The 15884-nt window shown below is 72.2% G+C and carries 15 protein-coding genes; 10 read left to right on the top strand and 5 right to left on the bottom strand.

Features of this window, described 5'->3' with window-relative positions; all coding sequences use genetic code 11:
- Nucleotides 1-136: 136 nt before the first annotated feature.
- Together ACZ7CF_RS23145 and ACZ7CF_RS23140 are read left to right on the top strand one after the other, a co-directional pair.
- Complete coding sequence (locus ACZ7CF_RS23145) at nucleotides 137-769, top strand: hypothetical protein (RefSeq protein ID WP_360388930.1); 633 nt, start codon at nucleotides 137-139, stop codon at nucleotides 767-769.
- Between the two features lie 3 nt (nucleotides 770-772).
- Nucleotides 773-1876 carry an RES family NAD+ phosphorylase gene (locus ACZ7CF_RS23140; RefSeq protein ID WP_470370544.1) on the top strand — a complete coding sequence of 368 codons (1104 nt, stop codon included), beginning with the start codon at nucleotides 773-775 and terminating at the stop codon, nucleotides 1874-1876.
- Between the two features lie 37 nt (nucleotides 1877-1913).
- Here ACZ7CF_RS23140 and ACZ7CF_RS23135 read toward each other — a convergent pair whose 3' ends face one another.
- Both ACZ7CF_RS23135 and ACZ7CF_RS23130 read right to left on the bottom strand, forming a co-directional pair.
- Nucleotides 1914-2585: a response regulator gene (locus ACZ7CF_RS23135; protein ID WP_458431945.1), complete on the bottom strand. Its 672-nt coding sequence runs from the start codon at nucleotides 2583-2585 to the stop codon at nucleotides 1914-1916.
- Complete coding sequence (locus ACZ7CF_RS23130; protein ID WP_360388938.1) at nucleotides 2582-4153, bottom strand: sensor histidine kinase; 1572 nt, start codon at nucleotides 4151-4153, stop codon at nucleotides 2582-2584. Before ACZ7CF_RS23130 ends, ACZ7CF_RS23135 begins: the two co-directional genes overlap by 4 nt.
- A 143-nt stretch (nucleotides 4154-4296) precedes the next feature.
- On the opposite strand from ACZ7CF_RS23130, the gene ACZ7CF_RS23125 reads away from it, so the two are divergent.
- From ACZ7CF_RS23125 to ACZ7CF_RS23115, 3 genes are read left to right on the top strand one after another with little or no spacing between them, the layout of a single operon-like run.
- Nucleotides 4297-5271, top strand: a complete 975-nt coding sequence (locus tag ACZ7CF_RS23125; RefSeq protein ID WP_470370543.1) for a Bug family tripartite tricarboxylate transporter substrate binding protein — start codon at nucleotides 4297-4299, stop codon at nucleotides 5269-5271.
- Nucleotides 5268-5762: a tripartite tricarboxylate transporter TctB family protein gene (locus ACZ7CF_RS23120; protein ID WP_360388943.1), complete on the top strand. Its 495-nt coding sequence runs from the start codon at nucleotides 5268-5270 to the stop codon at nucleotides 5760-5762. The genes ACZ7CF_RS23125 and ACZ7CF_RS23120 overlap by 4 nt, the downstream gene beginning before the upstream one ends.
- Nucleotides 5755-7257 carry a tripartite tricarboxylate transporter permease gene (locus ACZ7CF_RS23115; protein ID WP_470370542.1) on the top strand — a complete coding sequence of 501 codons (1503 nt, stop codon included), beginning with the start codon at nucleotides 5755-5757 and terminating at the stop codon, nucleotides 7255-7257. The genes ACZ7CF_RS23120 and ACZ7CF_RS23115 overlap by 8 nt, the downstream gene beginning before the upstream one ends.
- Before the next feature lie 12 nt (nucleotides 7258-7269).
- Here the strand turns inward: ACZ7CF_RS23115 and ACZ7CF_RS23110 are convergent, their stop codons facing one another.
- Genes ACZ7CF_RS23110 through ACZ7CF_RS23100 form a run of 3 tightly spaced genes read right to left on the bottom strand, consistent with a single transcriptional unit; the run spans nucleotide 7270 to nucleotide 10416 of the window.
- Nucleotides 7270-8034 (bottom strand): HTD2 family dehydratase, encoded by a 765-nt coding sequence (locus ACZ7CF_RS23110; protein ID WP_360388948.1) that lies wholly within the window; start codon nucleotides 8032-8034, stop codon nucleotides 7270-7272.
- Nucleotides 8031-9176 carry an acyl-CoA dehydrogenase family protein gene (locus ACZ7CF_RS23105; RefSeq protein ID WP_360388950.1) on the bottom strand — a complete coding sequence of 382 codons (1146 nt, stop codon included), beginning with the start codon at nucleotides 9174-9176 and terminating at the stop codon, nucleotides 8031-8033. The genes ACZ7CF_RS23110 and ACZ7CF_RS23105 overlap by 4 nt, the downstream gene beginning before the upstream one ends.
- A gap of 10 nt (nucleotides 9177-9186) precedes the next feature.
- Nucleotides 9187-10416 carry an aspartate aminotransferase family protein gene (locus ACZ7CF_RS23100; protein ID WP_360388953.1) on the bottom strand — a complete coding sequence of 410 codons (1230 nt, stop codon included), beginning with the start codon at nucleotides 10414-10416 and terminating at the stop codon, nucleotides 9187-9189.
- A 78-nt stretch (nucleotides 10417-10494) separates the two neighbouring features.
- On the opposite strand from ACZ7CF_RS23100, the gene ACZ7CF_RS23095 reads away from it, so the two are divergent.
- From ACZ7CF_RS23095 to ACZ7CF_RS23075, 5 genes are all read left to right on the top strand, one after another.
- Nucleotides 10495-11352, top strand: a complete 858-nt coding sequence (locus tag ACZ7CF_RS23095; protein ID WP_360388956.1) for a LysR family transcriptional regulator — start codon at nucleotides 10495-10497, stop codon at nucleotides 11350-11352.
- A gap of 23 nt (nucleotides 11353-11375) precedes the next feature.
- Nucleotides 11376-12293, top strand: a complete 918-nt coding sequence (locus ACZ7CF_RS23090; protein WP_470370541.1) for a DUF6891 domain-containing protein — start codon at nucleotides 11376-11378, stop codon at nucleotides 12291-12293.
- A 23-nt stretch (nucleotides 12294-12316) separates the two neighbouring features.
- The gene (locus tag ACZ7CF_RS23085; RefSeq protein ID WP_470370540.1) at nucleotides 12317-12520 is read left to right on the top strand and encodes a LacI family DNA-binding transcriptional regulator; all 204 of its coding nucleotides are present in this window, start codon (nucleotides 12317-12319) and stop codon (nucleotides 12518-12520) included.
- Nucleotides 12486-12872 carry a substrate-binding domain-containing protein gene (locus ACZ7CF_RS23080; protein WP_470370539.1) on the top strand — a complete coding sequence of 129 codons (387 nt, stop codon included), beginning with the start codon at nucleotides 12486-12488 and terminating at the stop codon, nucleotides 12870-12872. The genes ACZ7CF_RS23085 and ACZ7CF_RS23080 overlap by 35 nt, the downstream gene beginning before the upstream one ends.
- A 150-nt stretch (nucleotides 12873-13022) precedes the next feature.
- Nucleotides 13023-15857, top strand: coding sequence for a glycoside hydrolase family 2 TIM barrel-domain containing protein (locus tag ACZ7CF_RS23075; protein WP_470370538.1), 2835 nt, complete (start codon nucleotides 13023-13025; stop codon nucleotides 15855-15857).
- The last annotated feature ends 27 nt before the right edge of the window (nucleotides 15858-15884 follow it).

Genomic DNA, 15884 nt, shown 5'->3' with positions numbered 1-15884 from the left:
TGTCATCGGACCGTGCAGGAAAAATACGTGCGCGACCGGCAATTCAGAGCGATGAACAGGAATTGACCTCTTTTTGTCCACTTCCGCAGCGACTTTTACGGCAAGAATTGTCGGCCTACGGATTCGGAGTGGTCGCGTGGCGGTGCAGCACCTCATCTACGCGCTCGTCGAGGACTGGGCTCGGGTCAACGACCTGCTCGGGCACGACGGGCGCACGCGGTTGCGCTCACTGGTCGACAAGATGCGCGGCGCGGTCACCCCGGTGGAACGGGCGGCGGCCGCGCACGAGGTGACGAAGCTGCTCGGCGACCTGCTGCCGCACGACGACCGGATCTTCGCCGACGCCGGCGTCCGGTACGCGAGCAGCGCCGAGCTGGCCGACCTCGACCTCGCGCTGGTCCACCTCTCCGACGACGTCAGGCTCGGCGGACGGCCGCGCAGCGCCAGGGAGCGAATTCTGACCAACGAGTGGGAGTCGGCGGCCGACCTGCGCGAACGCGGTCACAACCCGGACGTGGCGGGGGTGATCAAGCTGCACCGCGACGACGGCAGCGCCTCCGTGCCGACGTTCCAGTTCGACGCCGCGGGTGAACCGCTCGACGTGGTGCTGCGGATCAACCTGCTGCTGCAGGCCCAGCAGGACCCCTGGGGTGCCGCCGACTGGTGGTTCAGCGCGAACGCCTGGCTGCGCGACCGGCCGGTCCGGTTGCTCGGCCGCACCCCCGACGACCGGCTCGTGGCCGCCGCCGCGGCCGTGGTGGAGGGCTGAACCGTGATCCACCACGCGCCTCCCGCGACCCTCACCGGCACGCCGTCACGCGCGACCGTTCCCGCCGGCACGGTGCTGCACCGGGTGCACGCCGCTGCCCACGACCCGCTGCTGTTCGACCGGCCGCAGACCAGCCTGTTCGCCGGTGGCGGCCGGTTCGACGCGACCGCTGCCTGCGGCTACCGCACGCTGTGCCTGTCGGCCGCGCCGGAGACGACCGTCGCGGAGCGGTTCCTGCGCGAGTTCGCGCTGACGCCGGGCACCGAACGGGTGCTGCCGCGGGCCGCGCTGGCCGGTCAGGTGCTGACCGAGGTGCGCACCGCCCGAGACCTGGCCCTGGTCCGGCTGTACAGCGCCCACGACCTCGCCGAGGTGCACCAGGACAGCCGGCTCGTCACCGGTCCTCCGGAGCACTTCCCGTTCACCAGGGAGTGGGCGACGTGGCTGCACGACCAGGTCCCGTGGGCGGACGGCATCCTCTGGCAGTCCATCGCGGACATGCCCCGCGACACCCTGGTGCTCTTCGACGACCGCTGCGCCGCGCCCGTGCCGACCGGTGTCCGGCACGTCCTCGACGACGACGCCGAGCTCCCCTGGCTGCGCGACCTGCTGAGCCCCTACCGGGTGCAGGTGGAGGAGCCGGCGCCCTGGCCGCGGTTCTTCATCAACTACCGCACCGGCGACGGCCAGGAGGCGCCGGAGCTGCTGCACCGGGAGCTCAGCCGCCGGCTCGGTGAGAAGGCGGTCTTCCGGGACGTGCGCTCGATCCGGCCCGGCACACCGGACTTCGCCACCGCCCTGGAGGACAACGTGCGCCACTGCGAGACGGTCCTCGCGGTGATCGGGCGCCGCTGGGAGAACGAGGCCGACGAGAACGGCGTGCCGTTGCTGGAGAACCCCGCCGACTGGGTGCGCAGAGAGCTCGTCCTGGCGCACGAGAGCGGTGTACCGGTGGTTCCGGTGCTGCTCGGCGCCCGGTTGAAGCTCACAGCCGCGACACTTCCGCCCGAGCTGGAGCACCTCGCCGCGGCGCAGTACGTGCAACTCCCGCGCGGTTTCGGCGAACCCGACGTGAAGCTGCTGGTCGACCGGTTGCTGCACGATTAGCGGAATCATCCGGCTTCGCCGCGGCACCGCAATTTCCTCAGGTCAGGCGGTAACCGTGCGAAGGCCGGTTCGCCATTCCGTACCGCGGCTGCACCTCGGCCTTGCCGATGCTCACCAGGTGTTCCAGGTACCGCCGCGCGCTCACCCGCGACAACCCGGCCCGTTCGCCGACCTCCTGCGCCGACAGGTCGCTCTCGCAGTCGCGCAACGCGGCGATGACCAGCTTCAGGGTCAGTGCGGACAGGCCCTTCGGCACACCGGCCGAGCGCGGGCGGTGTTGCAGCAGCTGGTCGACCTCGTCCTGGTCGAGCCACTGGCCGAGGCGCTGCACCTCGGTGCGGCGCACCGCGTACTGCTGCATGCGGTCGAGGAACGCCGTGCGGGTGAACGGCTTCACGAGGTAGTGGTCGACGCCGCGGGACATCGCCTGGCGCACGGTCTCCAGCTCGCGGGCGGCCGTCACCGCGATGACGTCCACCGGCGGGCCGGAACGGGCGCGCAGGCGGGCCAGCACCTCCAGGCCGGAGATGTCGGGGAGGTGGATGTCGAGCAGCACCAGGTCCGGGCGCAGCACCTCGACCGCGCGCAGGGCCTCGCCGCCGCCGTGGGCCTCGCCGACCACCTCGAACTCGGGCAGGGCCGTGAGGAACTCGCGGTGGATGGCGGCGACGGCGAAGTCGTCGTCGACCACGAGCGTGCGGACGGTCATCTGTTCCCCGTTTCCGGTAGCCACACGTCGAACGACGCGCCGCCGAGCGAAGAGTCCGTGACGTCGACCCTGCCGTTGCGGCGGGTGACCACGCGGGAGACCAGTGCGAGGCCGATGCCCCTGCCGTGCGCGCCGGCCACCGCCTTGGAGCTGACACCGAGGTCGAAGACGCGGTTGCGGTCGGGTTCGGCGATGCCGGGGCCGTCGTCGTCGACCACGACCCGCACACCGGCGTCGGACGACCGGACCAGCACCCGGACGGTGCCGCCGGTGTCCACGGCGTCGACGGCGTTGTCGAGGAGGTTGCCGAGCACGGTCAGCGCGTCGTCGCCGGCCCGGACGTCGACCGACGAGGTGGCGTCCAGGCGCAGGGCCACGCCGCGTTCGTGGGCCGTGGAGGACTTCGCGAGCAGCAACGCCGCCAGCGCGGGGTCTGCGCCCGCGCCGGTGACGATGTCGGAGGTGAGCGAGCCGGCGCCGCCGACGCGTTCGATGTAGGCGACGGCGTCGTCGCGGCGGTCGAGCTCCACGAGTCCGCCGATGACGTGCAGGTGGTTGGAGAACTCGTGGGCCTGCGCGCGGAGCACCTCGGTGACGGTGCGCTGGCCGTCGAGCTGGCGCAGGGCGTCGTGCAGCTCGGTGCGGTCGCGCAGGGTGAGGACCACGCCGACGGCACGGCCCGCGGTCTTCGCGGTCATCCGGTTGGCGACCAGGACCCGTTCGCCCGCGAGCACGAGGCGGTCGGAGACGTCGTCGCCGCGGGCGAGGTCGAGGACGCCGGAGTCGAGCACCTCGTCGGCGGGGCGGCCGGTGGGGTCGGCGCCCAGGCCGAGCAGGCGCATGGCCTCGTCGTTGACCAGCGCGAGGCGGCCGTGTTCGTCGACGGCCACGACGCCCTCGCGTATGCCGTGCAGCATCGCGTCGCGGGTCTCCAGCAGCTGGGCGATCTCGGCGGGTTCGAGCCGGAACGTGCGGCGGCGCACCAGCTGGGTGACCAGGGCGGCGCCCAGCACGCCGACCAGGGCGGCCAGTGCGAGCCAGCCGATCAGCTCGGGCAGGTCCTCCGCGAGGTCGGCGGACAGCTGGCTCTCCAGGATGCCGACCGAGGCCATGCCGATGATCCTGCCGTCCTCGGAGCGGATCGGGACCTTCGCCCGCAGCGAGGTGCCCAGGGTGCCGGTCTCGGTGCCGACGAAGACGTTGCCCGACAGGGCCGTGGACGGGTCGGTGGAGACGCGTTCGCCGATGCGGCGCGGGTCGGGGTGCGCGTAGCGGACGCCCCTGTCGTTCGTGACCACCACGTACGTCACGCCGGAGGCGGTGCGGATCAGCTCGGCCAGCGGCTGGATGGTCGCCGCCGGATCGGGGCTGCCGAACGCGCCGACCACGGTCGGCAGCCGGGCGACGCTCTCGGCGACGGCCAGCATCCGGTCCTGGTAGGAGTCGCGGATGCGGTCGCTCTGCAGCTTGGCCGCGAGCAGGCCGGCGGCGCACGTGGTCACCAGGACGATGACCACCTGCAGTACCAGCAGGGAGACGCCCAGTGAGACGCGGCGACGGCTGCGCATGGCTGACGTTTCTAACGCAGAAGCTGTGGTCGGCGCCACAAACTAAACGACCAATACGAGTCTTACGACCGTTTGCTTACGTGTGAACGCACCCCTCCTTAGCGTTCCCGCCCAACGTCGCCGAGGGAACGGGTGTGTGGACGATGAGCAGGAAATGGGTCGCGGTGGTGGCCGCAGCGGGATTGTTGGTCACCGGGTGCGGCCAGAAGGGGCAGAGCGGCTCCGACGCGCTCGCCAAGCTGGAGATCATGGCGCCCGCCGACCCCGGCGGTGGCTGGGACCAGACGGCGCGCGCGATGCAGACGGCCATGAACGGCGCGAACCTGGTGAGATCGATCCAGGTCAGCAACGTCGGCGGCGCGGGCGGCACGGTCGGGCTGAAGAAGCTCGCGAATGAGCGCTCCGAGCAGTACCTGATGGTCACCGGTCTGGTGATGGTCGGCGCGGTGGAGACCAACAACGTCGACACCCGCTTGGAGGACACCACCCCGATCGCGCGGCTCACCGCGGAGGACGAGGTCGTCGTCGTGCCGGCCGACTCGCCGCACAAGACGATCGACGACCTGCTCAACGCCGTGAACGAGAAGGGCAAGGGCGTCTCGATCACCGGCGGTTCGGCGGGCGGCACCGACCACCTGCTCGCGGCCATGCTGCTGGCCGCCAAGGAGATCGAGCCGCTCAAGCTCAACTACATCCCGTACTCCGGCGGTGGTGAGTCGCTGGCCGCGCTGCTGGGCAAGAAGGTCGACGCGGGCATCTCCGGCATCGGCGAGTACCGCGAGCAGATCAAGGCGGGCAAGCTGCGCGCGCTCGGCACGTCCGGTCCGAAGGAGCACACGGACCTCGGCGGCAGCGTGCCCACGCTCAAGGGCGTCGGCAAGGGCGTCGAGCTGATCAACTGGCGCGGTGTGGTGGCGCCCGGCTCGATCTCGCCCGCGGCCAAGGAGCGGCTGATCACGCTGGTCACCGACATGCGCAACAGCCCGCAGTGGCAGGAGGAGCTCAAGAAGAAGGGCTGGACGGACACGTTCCTCACCGGTCACGAGTTCTCGACGTTCCTCACCAAGGAGATCGGCCGGATCAAGCCCGCGCTCGAGGAGATGGGCCTCGCGAAGTGAGTGCGGAGAAGGCCGAGGAGTACGGCTTCGGCGGGCTGGTCGTGGCGATCGGGGCGTTCGTCCTGGTCGACGCGACCACGATCGCCTCGCGCGGCACCGACACCTCCGTCGGGCCGCGTGCCTTCCCCTACGCCGTGGGTGCGTTGCTGGTCGTCACCGGCATCGCGGCGATCATCGCCACCGCACGCGGCAAGCTCGGCCAGGCCGAGGACGGTGAGGACGTCGACACCGGCGTCCGCACCGACTGGGCGACGGTGGCCAAGCTGGTGGTCGTGCTGGTGGCGCACCTGGCGCTGATCGACATCGCCGGGTGGCCGGTGGCCGCGACCGTGCTGTTCTTCGGCGCCGCCTGGGCGCTGGGTGCCGTGTGGTGGCGCGCGCTGATCGTCGCCGTGGTGCTGGCACTGGTGGTGCAGGTCGTGTTCGCGTCCGGGCTGGGCCTGTCGCTGCCCGCCGGGATCTTCGAGGGGGTGCCCCTCCTCGATGGGTGACATCACCGCGCTGATCGACGGTTTCGCGACCGCCGCGCAGCCCCTCTACCTGCTCTACGCGCTGCTGGGCGTCACGCTCGGCACCGCGGTCGGCGTGCTGCCGGGCATCGGGCCCGCGATGACGGTGGCGTTGCTGCTGCCGCTGACCTACACGCTCGAACCGACGGCCGCGCTGATCATCTTCGCGGGCATCTACTACGGCGGCATGTACGGCGGGTCGACCACGTCGATCCTGCTGAACACGCCCGGCGAGTCCGCGTCGATCGTGACCGCGCTGGAGGGCAACAAGATGGCCCGCGCGGGCAGGGGCGCGGCGGCACTCGCGACGGCGGCGATCGGGTCGTTCGTGGCGGGCACCATCGCCACCGTCCTGCTGACCGCGCTGGCCCCCACGATCGCGGACGTCGCGGTCACCCTCGGCCCTGCCGACTACTTCGCGCTGATGGTCGTGGCGTTCACGACGGTCGCCGCGCTGCTCGGGTCCTCCCCCGTGCGCGGTCTCGCGTCGCTGGCGCTCGGGTTGTTCATCGGCCTGATCGGCACGGACACGCTGTCCGGGCAGTCCCGGTTCACGCTGGGCATCCCGACGCTGGCCGACGGCGTCGACGTGGTCGTGGTGGCGGTCGGCGTGTTCGCGGTGGGCGAGGCGTTCTACGTCGCCTCCCGGCTGCGGCACGGCCCGATCGAGGTCATCCCGGTCGGCGGCAAGTGGTTCACCCGCGAGTTCTGGTCGCGGTCGTGGAAGCCGTGGCTGCGCGGCACGGTGATCGGCTTCCCGATCGGCACCGTGCCCGCCGGTGGCGCGGACGTGTCGACGTTCCTGTCGTACGCGGCGGAGAAGAAGCTCTCCACGCGGCCGGAGGAGTTCGGCAAGGGCGCGATCGAGGGCGTGGCGGGTCCGGAGGCGGCGAACAACGCGGCCGCGGCGGGCGTGCTGGTGCCGTTGCTGACGCTGGGCCTGCCGACGACGGCGACGGCCGCGGTGATCGTGGCGGCGTTCCAGAGCTACGGCATCCAGCCGGGACCGCTGCTGTTCACGAACAACAGCGAGATGGTGTGGGCGCTGATCGCGTCGCTGTACATCGGCAACGTGATGCTGCTCGTGCTGAACCTGCCGCTGGTCAGGATCTGGGTGAAGGTGCTGCAGATCCCCCGCCCGTACCTGTACGCGGGCATCCTGCTGTTCGCCGCGCTGGGCACCTACGCGGTGAACTTCGTGGTGGACGACCTGGTCGTGCTGCTGGTGATCGGTGTGATCGGCTTCTTCATGCGCCGCCACGGCTACCCGGTGGCACCGCTGGTGGTCGGCATGATCCTCGGTCCGCTGGCGGAGGAGCAGCTGCGCCGGACCCTCCAGATCAGCGAGGGCGACCTGACCGCGCTGGTGGCGAGCCCGTTCGCGGCCGTCTGCTACGCGGTGCTGGCCGTCCTGCTCGCGGTGGCGGTGGTGTTGCGGCTGCGGCGCCGCAGGACCGCGGAGCTCACCGCCGTCTGAGGACCGGCGGGTTCACCGGGGCGCTCCGGTGAACCCGCCGGTCGCGGTGCGCCGGCCGTACCGGTCGCGCACCGACGTCGGCGTCACCACCATCCCCTGGTGGTCGAACAACGGGGCCACGAGCCGGTACTCGAAGTCACCGGCCAGCCCCGCCCTCCTCCCCGCCTCGGCCATCGCGAGCGCCTGCAACGGCCCGTGCGTCAGCAGGCCCGGATACCCCTCCACGTCCCGCGCGTAGTCGCGGTCGTAGTGGATGCGGTGGGCGTTGTAGGTCAGCGCGGAGAACCGGAACAGCAGCGTCGGGGTCACGTCGACGGCCCACTCGTGCTCCGCGGCGGGCACCTCCGGTGTCTCCGGGAAGTCCGGGGTCGTTCCGGGTTCGCGGTAGACGAGGTCCTGCTCCTCCTCGACCACGACCTCCCCGCGTTGCCAGATCTGGTGCCGCACCACGACGAACGTCAACGGCCCCGACCGGCCCTGCTTGTCCTCGGTGGACAGCACGGTCGTCTCCCGCGTGGCCGTCTCGCCGCAGCGCAGCGGCCCCGAGCGGCGCACGCGGCCGCCCGCCCACATCCGGCGCCGTCCGGGTGGCGGGACCGGGACGGTGTTGCGGAACGGGTGCCCGTCCGGCCCGAGGTCGGCCTGCGCCGGGCGGTCGAGCAGGTAGAGCCAGTGCCACAGCAGCGGCAGGCCCTCCTCGGCGAGGTCGGGCACCGGCACGTCGAGCAGCGCGCCCAGTGCGTGCGCGGGGTCGGGGAGCAGCAGGTCGGTGGTCACTTCGCCCTCTTCACCAGCTGGCGGGCGATGACGGTCCGCTGGATCTCGTTGGTGCCCTCACCGACGATCATCAGCGGTGCGTCGCGGAAGTAGCGCTCGACGTCGAACTCCGTGGAGTAGCCGTAGCCGCCGTGGATGCGCACGGCGGTCAACGCCACCTCCATCGCGGTCTCCGAGGCGAACAGCTTCGCCATGCCGGCCTCCAGGTCCGCGCGTTCCCCCGAGTCGTACCGGCGGGCGGCGTGCAGGGTGAGCTGGCGGGCGGCTTCGAGCTTCGTGGCCATGTCCGCGAGGTAGTTGCCGATGGACTGGTGCTGCCAGATGGGTTTGCCGAAGCTCTCGCGCTCCTGGGCGTACCTGAGCGAGTCGTCCAGCGCCGCCTGCGCGACGCCGAGGGCCCGGCACGCGACCTGGATGCGCCCGATCTCAAGGCCGCGCATCATCTGCGCGAACCCCTGGCCCTCCACGCCGCCGAGGACCGCGGTCGCGGGCACGCGGAAGTCGTCGAAGGACAGCTCGCAGCTCTCCACGCCCTTGTAGCCGAGCTTGGGCAGGTCGCGCGACACCGTGAGCCCCGGCCCCTTCTCGACCAGCAGCACGGACACGCCCTTGTGCGGCGGCGACGCCGACGGGTCCGTCTTGCACAGCAACGCGATCAGCCCCGACCTGCGCGCGTTGGTGATCCACGTCTTGGAACCGTTGACCACGTAGTCCGCGCCGTCCCTGCGCGCCGTGGTGCGGATGGCCTGGAGGTCGGAGCCGCCGCCGGGTTCGGTCAGCGCCATCGTCGCCCGCAGCTCACCGGTGGCCATCCGCGGCAGGTAGGCGTCCTGCTGCTCGCGGGTGCCGAACGCCACCAGCAGCTTGGCGACGACCGTGTGCCCGCCCATCGCACCGGCCAGCGACATCCACCCGCGGGCCAGCTCCGAGGTCACCATCGCGTAGCACTCGGCCGACACCGCCACCGACCCCCACGGCTCCGGCACCGCCAGCCCGAAGACGCCCATCTCCTTCATCTGGTCGATGAGCGCCTCGGGGTAGGTGTCGGTGTGGTCGAGCTCCCGTGCCACCGGCCGCACCTCGCGGTCGACGAACTCGCCGGCCAGTGCGACGATCGCGGTCTCGTCCTCGGTGAGCGCCATGCCCTCCAACCTAGGCCGTCGTCGATCCGATCGCCTCGTCGAGGATGCTCAAGCCGAGGTCCAGCTCCTCCTCCGTCGTGGTCAACGCCGGTGCGATCCGGAACACCCCGCCCATCCCGGGCGTCTGCACGATGTTCATGTGCAGCCCCAGCTCCAGGCACCTCCGCGTGATCGGCGCGTGCAGCGACTCGTCCCCGATCTCCACCCCGACCAGCAACCCGCGTCCGCGCACGTCGGTCACCAGGTCGTGCCGCGCGGCGATGTCGTCCAGCCCGGTGCGCAGGTGCGCCCCGAGCTTCACCACCCGCTCGTCCAGCTGTTCCTCGACCAGCACGTCCAGCACCGTGTTGCCGACGGCGGCGACCAGCGGGTCGGAGACGTGGGTGGTGAAGAACAGGTAGCCGCGGGCGTGCGCCTCCTCCTCGATCTCGGCGGAGGTGATCACGGCGGCCAGCGGCAGGCCGGCGCCCAGGGTCTTGGACAGCGTCAGGATGTCGGGCACCACGCCGTCGCGTTCGAACGCGTACCAGGTGCCGGTGCGGCACAGGCCGGTCTGCGCCTCGTCGAAGATCAGCAGCATGCCGCGCTCGCGGCACTTGGCCTGCAAGGCCGCGAAGTAGCCCAGTGGCGGTTCGATGATGCCGCCGGAGCTCAGGACCGGCTCGACGATGCACGCGGCCAGCGAGCCCACCGACTGGGCGTCGATCAGGTCGAACGCCAGGTCGAGCTGCGCCTGCCAGTCGGCGGTCGGCACCGGGATCGCGAAGTTGCCGCCCACCGGCCCGTAGCCCTTGCGGCCCGCGCTGTAGGTGGCGGCCGCGGCACCGGCGGTCATGCCGTGCCAGGACCGGGCGAAGGCCACGACCTCGTGCTTGCCGGTGACCAGCTTGGCCATGCGCAGCGCGGCCTCGTTCGACTCGGCACCGGTGGTGAGCAGCTGCACCTTCCGCAACGGGTCCGGCAGCGTCCCGGCGAGCCGGCGGGCCAGGTCGACGACCGGGCGGCTGAGCATGCCGCTGAAGAGGTGGTCGAGGTTCGCGATCTGGCGCTGCACGGTCGCGACGATCCGCGGGTGCGAGTGGCCGAGGATCGCGCTCATCTGACCGGAGGTGAAGTCCAGGATGCGGCGGCCGTCCTCGGTGAACAGGAAGCTGCCCGCGGCGCTGTCGATGATCTCTCGCGTGAAGGTGCCGCCGTAGCGCACGAGGTGGCGGTCCACGTCCTCCCAGAAGGTCTCCATGGACCGGGACGCTACGAGCGCGCGAGCATCAGGTCCATCTCACAATCCCACGCTCGCTGTTCGGAAATACTGCACAGCATGACGTTGAACCCGTGGCGGCTGAAGCTGCTGAGCCAGCTGGACGCGCTGGGCACCGTGCGCGCGGTGGCGCAGGCCGCGAACATGAGTGCGTCGAGCGTGTCGCAGCAGCTGGCGGTGCTGGAGGCGGAGACGCGCACGCAGCTGCTGGAACGCACCGGGCGGCGGGTGCGGCTCACGTCGGCCGGGTTGATCCTGGCGCGGCGGGCGCGGGCGGTCCTCGACCACATGGACGCCGTCGAGGCCGAGCTGCGCGGGCTCAACGCCGAACCGTCCGGGCGGGTGCGGCTCGGGGCGTTCCAGAGCTCGATCCACACGCTGGCCGTGCCCGCGATCGGGCAGCTGGACCACCCGCACCTGGACGTGCAGCTGGTCGAGCTGGAACCGCACGCGAGCATGCCCGCGCTGCTGGCCGGCGAGGTCGACGTGATCATCACGACCACCGACTTCGTGGAGCTGCCGGTGCCGCCGGACGTCGACGTCGTGCCGCTCGGCGAGGACCCGGTGGTGCTGCTGACCCCGCCCGGTCACCCGGCGACGGACCTGAAGGCGTGCAAGGACGAGCGGTGGGTGTTCGACGTGCCCGGCTCGTACATGGCGAACCTGGCCACGCGGCTGTGCCGGCAGGCCGGGTTCGAGCCGCGGGTGGTGGCCCGCTTCAGCAACTACGTGCTGACGTTGCAGCACGTCGAGGCCGGGCTGGCGGTCGCGCTGCTGCCCGCGCTGGCCGTTCACCCGCGCTTCGACGTGGTGGCGCGCGAGCTGCCGGTGACCCGCCGGATCACGGCGGCCGTGCGGCGGGGTTCGCGCGCCCCGATCACGACCGTGCTCGACGCGCTGGCCTCCGCGGCGGGCTGAGGGGCGTGTGCCAGAGTCTGCGCATGCTGGAGATCACGGTGCAGGTGGAGAACGGTGAACGGCACGTCCGCGTGTCCGAGCAGGAGCTGGCCGGGCTGGTCCACCGGATCGGCGGCGCCGGTGACCGGTTCCTCGTCGTGCAGCGGGTGCCCGACCTGCCCGGGGTGTTCGCCCAGGTCTGGCACCAGAACGGCGGCGACTACTCCGTGGAGCACCGCGACGGCGCCGCGGACCGGCACTTCACGGCGACCGCCGGCGAGCCGGACGCCGTGGCCGCGACCCTCGTCGGCTGGGCCCGCCGGGAGAGCGGCTGGGACCGCGGCCTGGCCTGGTCGCCGCTGGACCTGCCGCCCGCGGCGCAGGTGCCGTCGCTCGACCTCACCGAGGAGGAGCGCACGTCGCTGGAGCAGCGCGTCCGCGAGGTGCTGGCCGGCGGCTACGCCTCCCGCGCGGACCTGGCCGAGCTCGCTGAGGACCACCTGGCCACGAAGGACCGCAGGCCCGTCTCACCCGAGCAGGCGCGGGCACTGGCCGACCGGCTGTGGCAGGAACGGGTCGAGGAACAGGCGACCTGGGAGGGCGAGACCGACCCGGAACGGCTCACCCGCGCGTTCGCCGCGCTCGACGAGGCGGGCATCACCGCCCGCGAGAACTTCACCTGCTGCCGCACCTGCGGCAACGCCGAGATCGGCGACGAGGCCGCTCCGGGCGCCCGCGGGTTCGTCTACTTCCACGCCCAGTCCACGGACGCCGCCGCGACCGGCCACGGGCTGGCGCTGTACTACGGCGGCTTCGACGGCACGGCCGAGACCACCGCCGCGGTCGGCGCCGAGATCGTCGCCGCGGTCGAGGCGGCCGGTCTGCGCACCGAGTGGAACGGCGACCCCGGCCGGGCCATCTCCGTCACCGCGCTGGACTGGCGCCGCCGCCTGGTCGGCTAGGACGGGCGGCACACTCGGTCGTCATGAAGCGCGCAACGATCAACGACGTCGCGAGCGCCGCGGGCGTGTCGCGGCAGACCGTGTCGCGCGCGCTCAACGACAAGGGCGAGATCGACAGCGCCACCAAACGGCGCGTCCTCGACGCGACGCCGCTGTCGACCACCTCGTCGCGGCCGGCACCGGCACATCGGCATGCTCGACCACGCCAACCGCGCCGACCCCGGTGACCGGCACGCGTGGTTCTGCGCGGCGATGGCCGCGCACGGGCTCGACTCGCGTGCCGTCACGGGCGCACACCAGTCCGTCGACGGCGGCGCCGAGGCCCTCACCGCGCTGCTGGACCGGTACCCCGGTGTCACCGCGGTGTTCGCGTTCAACGACACCATCGCGGTCGGCGCGCTGCGGTCCGCCCGCAGGCGCGGTCTGAAGGTGCCGGAGGACCTGGCCGTGGTCGGGTTCGACGGGTTGCAGCTCGGCACCGTCGTCGAGCAGGCCGCCCTGCTGCTGGCCGGCGGGCAACCGCTGTCGGGTGCCGAGCTGGTCGTGACGGCGGCGCTCATCCTTCGCACCAATCCGTGAACGCTCACGGGAGCGCTCACGGATATTCGTCACGACGTGGAACACCCGTCCTCCAGTGGCGGTCGTGCCGCTGGTGGTCATGTTCCTCGATCAGCGCACGTGATCTCATCCGCAACATCGCCGCAGGCGCTGTCGAGGGCTAAGGAACACATGTCTCAGCCGACCTACCTCGAAGACCCCCGTCCCGGCCACGGCGCGCTGCCCTCGCGCGCGCACTTCTCCTCCGACGCGGCCGCGCTGCCGCTCGACGGGGCGTGGCGGTTCCGCCTGTCCCCCACCGCCGTGCTGTCCGACGACGTGGCCGCGGAGGACTTCGACGACAGCTCCTGGGACACGATCACCGTTCCCGGCCACTGGCAGCTGCAGGGGCACGGGTCGCCCGCGTACACGAACGTCCGGTACCCGTTCCCCGTCGACCCGCCGCGCGTGCCGTCGGAGAACCCGACCGGCGACCACCGGCTCGTGTTCGACCTGCCGGTGTTCTGGCCGGACGAGCCGGCGGTGCTGCGGTTCGACGGCGTCGACTCGTGCGGGCGGGTGTGGCTCAACGGCGTCGAGCTGGGCGTGACGCGCGGCAGCCGGCTGCCGGCGGAGTTCGACGTGAGCGCGGTGCTCCGCCCGCACCGCAACGTCCTCGTCGTGCGGGTGCACCAGTGGTCCTCCGGCAGCTACCTGGAGGACCAGGACATGTGGTGGCTGTCCGGGATCTTCCGCGGCGTCGCGCTGCTGTCCCGTCCGCGCGGCGGCGTCGCGGACTACCGGCTCAACGCCTCCTACGACCACCTCACGGGACTGGGCACGCTGTCGGTGGAGGGTGACGGGCTGCTGGTCACCGTGCCGGAGCTGGACGTGCACGACCTGCCCGCCGGTGAGAGCGCGGCGGTCGCGGTGGAACCGTGGAGCGCCGAGCAGCCGCGGTTGTACGACGGTGTCGTGCACACCGCCGCGGAACGGGTGCCGGTGCGGATCGGGTTCCGCACGGTCGCGATCGTCGACGGGGTGCTGACGGTCAACGGGTCGCGGATCGAGTTCCGCGGCGTGAACCGGCACGAGCACCACCCGGCGCTGGGCCGTGCGGTGCCGCGTGCGTTCTCGGTGGCGGATGTCGAGCTGATGAAGCGCCACAACGTCAACGCCGTCCGCACGAGCCACTACCCGCCCGACCCGTTCTTCCTGTCGCTGTGCGACGAGTACGGGCTGTGGGTGGTCGACGAGTGCGACCTGGAGACGCACGGGTTCACCGAGCTCGGCTGGTCCGGGAACCCGAGCGCCGACCCGGTGTGGCTCGAGTCCTGCCTGGACCGGATGCGGCGGATGGTCGAGCGGGACAAGAACCACCCGTCGATCGTGCTGTGGTCGCTCGGCAACGAGTCGCACACGGGCCAGAACCTGGCGGCGATGGCGGCCTGGACCCGTGACCGCGACCCGTCCCGGCCGGTGCACTACGAGGGCGACCTCGACTGCGAGTACGTGGACGTCCACAGCCGCATGTACGCCTCGCACGCCGAGGTCGAGCAGATCGGGCGGCGCGAGGACGCGAACGAACGCCGCCGGGCGCTGCCGTTCGTGCTGTGCGAGTTCGCGCACGCCATGGGCAACGGGCCGGGCGGGATGCTGGAGTACCGGGAGCTGTTCGAGCGGTACCCGCACGTGCAGGGCGGGTTCGTCTGGGAGTGGATCGACCACGGGATCGCCGGTGACGGGCGGTTCTCCTACGGCGGCGACTTCGGCGAACCGCTGCACGACGGGAACTTCGTCATCGACGGGCTCGTGTTCCCCGACCGGGTGCCCTCGCCGGGGCTGGTGGAGTTCGCTGCGGTGTTCGCGCCGGTGCGGATCTCGGCCGGTGCCGGCGGCGGTGTGCGGGTGGTGAACCGCTACGACCTCGTGTCGCTGGAGCACCTGCGGTTCGAGTGGGTGTACGAGGACGACGGGGTCGCGGTGGCGTCCGGGGTGCTGGCGGTGCCGGCGACCGGGCCGGGGCAGGACGCCGAGGTGCTGCTGCCGGAGCTGCCGGACGTCGGCGGCGAGGGGTGGCTGACCGTGCGGGCCGTGCTGGCGGCGGGCACGCGGTGGGCGGTGGCCGGGCACGTGGTGGCGGTGGGGCAGGTCGCGGTCACCGGTGCGCGCGGTCGAGAGGTGGCCGGTGGCGCCGTGCCTGCCGCGGTCGTGCGGAGCGGTGGGGTCCTGCGGCTCGGTCCCGGCGTGTTCTCCCCGGTCACCGGCCTGCTGACCCGGCTCGGCCCGCTGCAGCTGGACGGCCCCCGCCTCGACCTGTGGCGGGCGCCGACCGACAACGACCGCGGCGGCGACCAGGCCTCCGACGAGCGGGCGTGGCGCGCGGCCGGGTTGCACCGGGTGCAGCACCGGGTGGCCGCCGTGGAGGTGGTGGAGCACTCGATCACCGTGCGGACGCGGGTGGCGCCGCCCGCGTGGGGGTTCGGGATGCGCGCCGACTACCGGTGGACCGCCGAGGGCGACCGGCTGCGGCTGCGGGTGGACGTGGAACCGGACGGCGAGTGGCCGTGCACGCTGCCCCGGCTCGGGCTGCGGCTGGCGCTGCCGGGGGCGCTGGACGCCGTGTCGTGGTTCGGCCGCGGGCCCGGCGAGGCCTACGCCGACAGCCGGCAGGCGGTGCGGGTCGGGCGGTTCGCGTCCACCGTGGACGGTCTGCAGACGCCGTACGTGTTCCCGCAGGAGAACGGCAACCGCGCCGACGCCCGGTGGCTGGAGCTGAGCGACGGCGTGCGCCGGGTGCGGGTGGAGGGCGAGCCGGTGTTCGACTTCGCCGCGCGCCGGTGGACGTCCGAGGACCTCGACGCGGCCACGCACACCACCGACCTGCGGGCACGGGACCGGGTGCACCTGAACCTCGACGTGGCGCAGCACGGCCTGGGAACGGCGTCGTGCGGGCCCGGCGTCCTCCCCCGGCACCGGCTGCACGCGGAGAAGACGAGCTTCACGCTGACGTTCACGGCCTCCTGACCCGGTCCTCGCGCCCGTGGTCAAGGC

Source organism: Lentzea sp. NPDC036955, from assembly GCF_055608005.1.
The sequence above is the reverse complement of the archived record's forward strand: the minus strand, read 5'-3'. Positions and strand labels throughout refer to the sequence as shown.

Coding starts and splice junctions, on each gene's coding strand:
- ACZ7CF_RS23130 (WP_360388938.1), bottom strand. CDS start 4,153: ATGCGCAGCCGTCGCCGCGTCTCACTGGGCGTCTCCCTGCTGGTACTG.
- ACZ7CF_RS23075 (WP_470370538.1), top strand. CDS start 13,023: ATGTCTCAGCCGACCTACCTCGAAGACCCCCGTCCCGGCCACGGCGCG.
- ACZ7CF_RS23080 (WP_470370539.1), top strand. CDS start 12,486: ATGCTCGACCACGCCAACCGCGCCGACCCCGGTGACCGGCACGCGTGG.
- ACZ7CF_RS23105 (WP_360388950.1), bottom strand. CDS start 9,176: ATGGCGCTCACCGAGGACGAGACCGCGATCGTCGCACTGGCCGGCGAG.
- ACZ7CF_RS23095 (WP_360388956.1), top strand. CDS start 10,495: ATGACGTTGAACCCGTGGCGGCTGAAGCTGCTGAGCCAGCTGGACGCG.
- ACZ7CF_RS23090 (WP_470370541.1), top strand. CDS start 11,376: ATGCTGGAGATCACGGTGCAGGTGGAGAACGGTGAACGGCACGTCCGC.
- ACZ7CF_RS23115 (WP_470370542.1), top strand. CDS start 5,755: ATGGGTGACATCACCGCGCTGATCGACGGTTTCGCGACCGCCGCGCAG.
- ACZ7CF_RS23125 (WP_470370543.1), top strand. CDS start 4,297: ATGAGCAGGAAATGGGTCGCGGTGGTGGCCGCAGCGGGATTGTTGGTC.
- ACZ7CF_RS23100 (WP_360388953.1), bottom strand. CDS start 10,416: ATGGAGACCTTCTGGGAGGACGTGGACCGCCACCTCGTGCGCTACGGC.
- ACZ7CF_RS23085 (WP_470370540.1), top strand. CDS start 12,317: ATGAAGCGCGCAACGATCAACGACGTCGCGAGCGCCGCGGGCGTGTCG.
- ACZ7CF_RS23135 (WP_458431945.1), bottom strand. CDS start 2,585: ATGACCGTCCGCACGCTCGTGGTCGACGACGACTTCGCCGTCGCCGCC.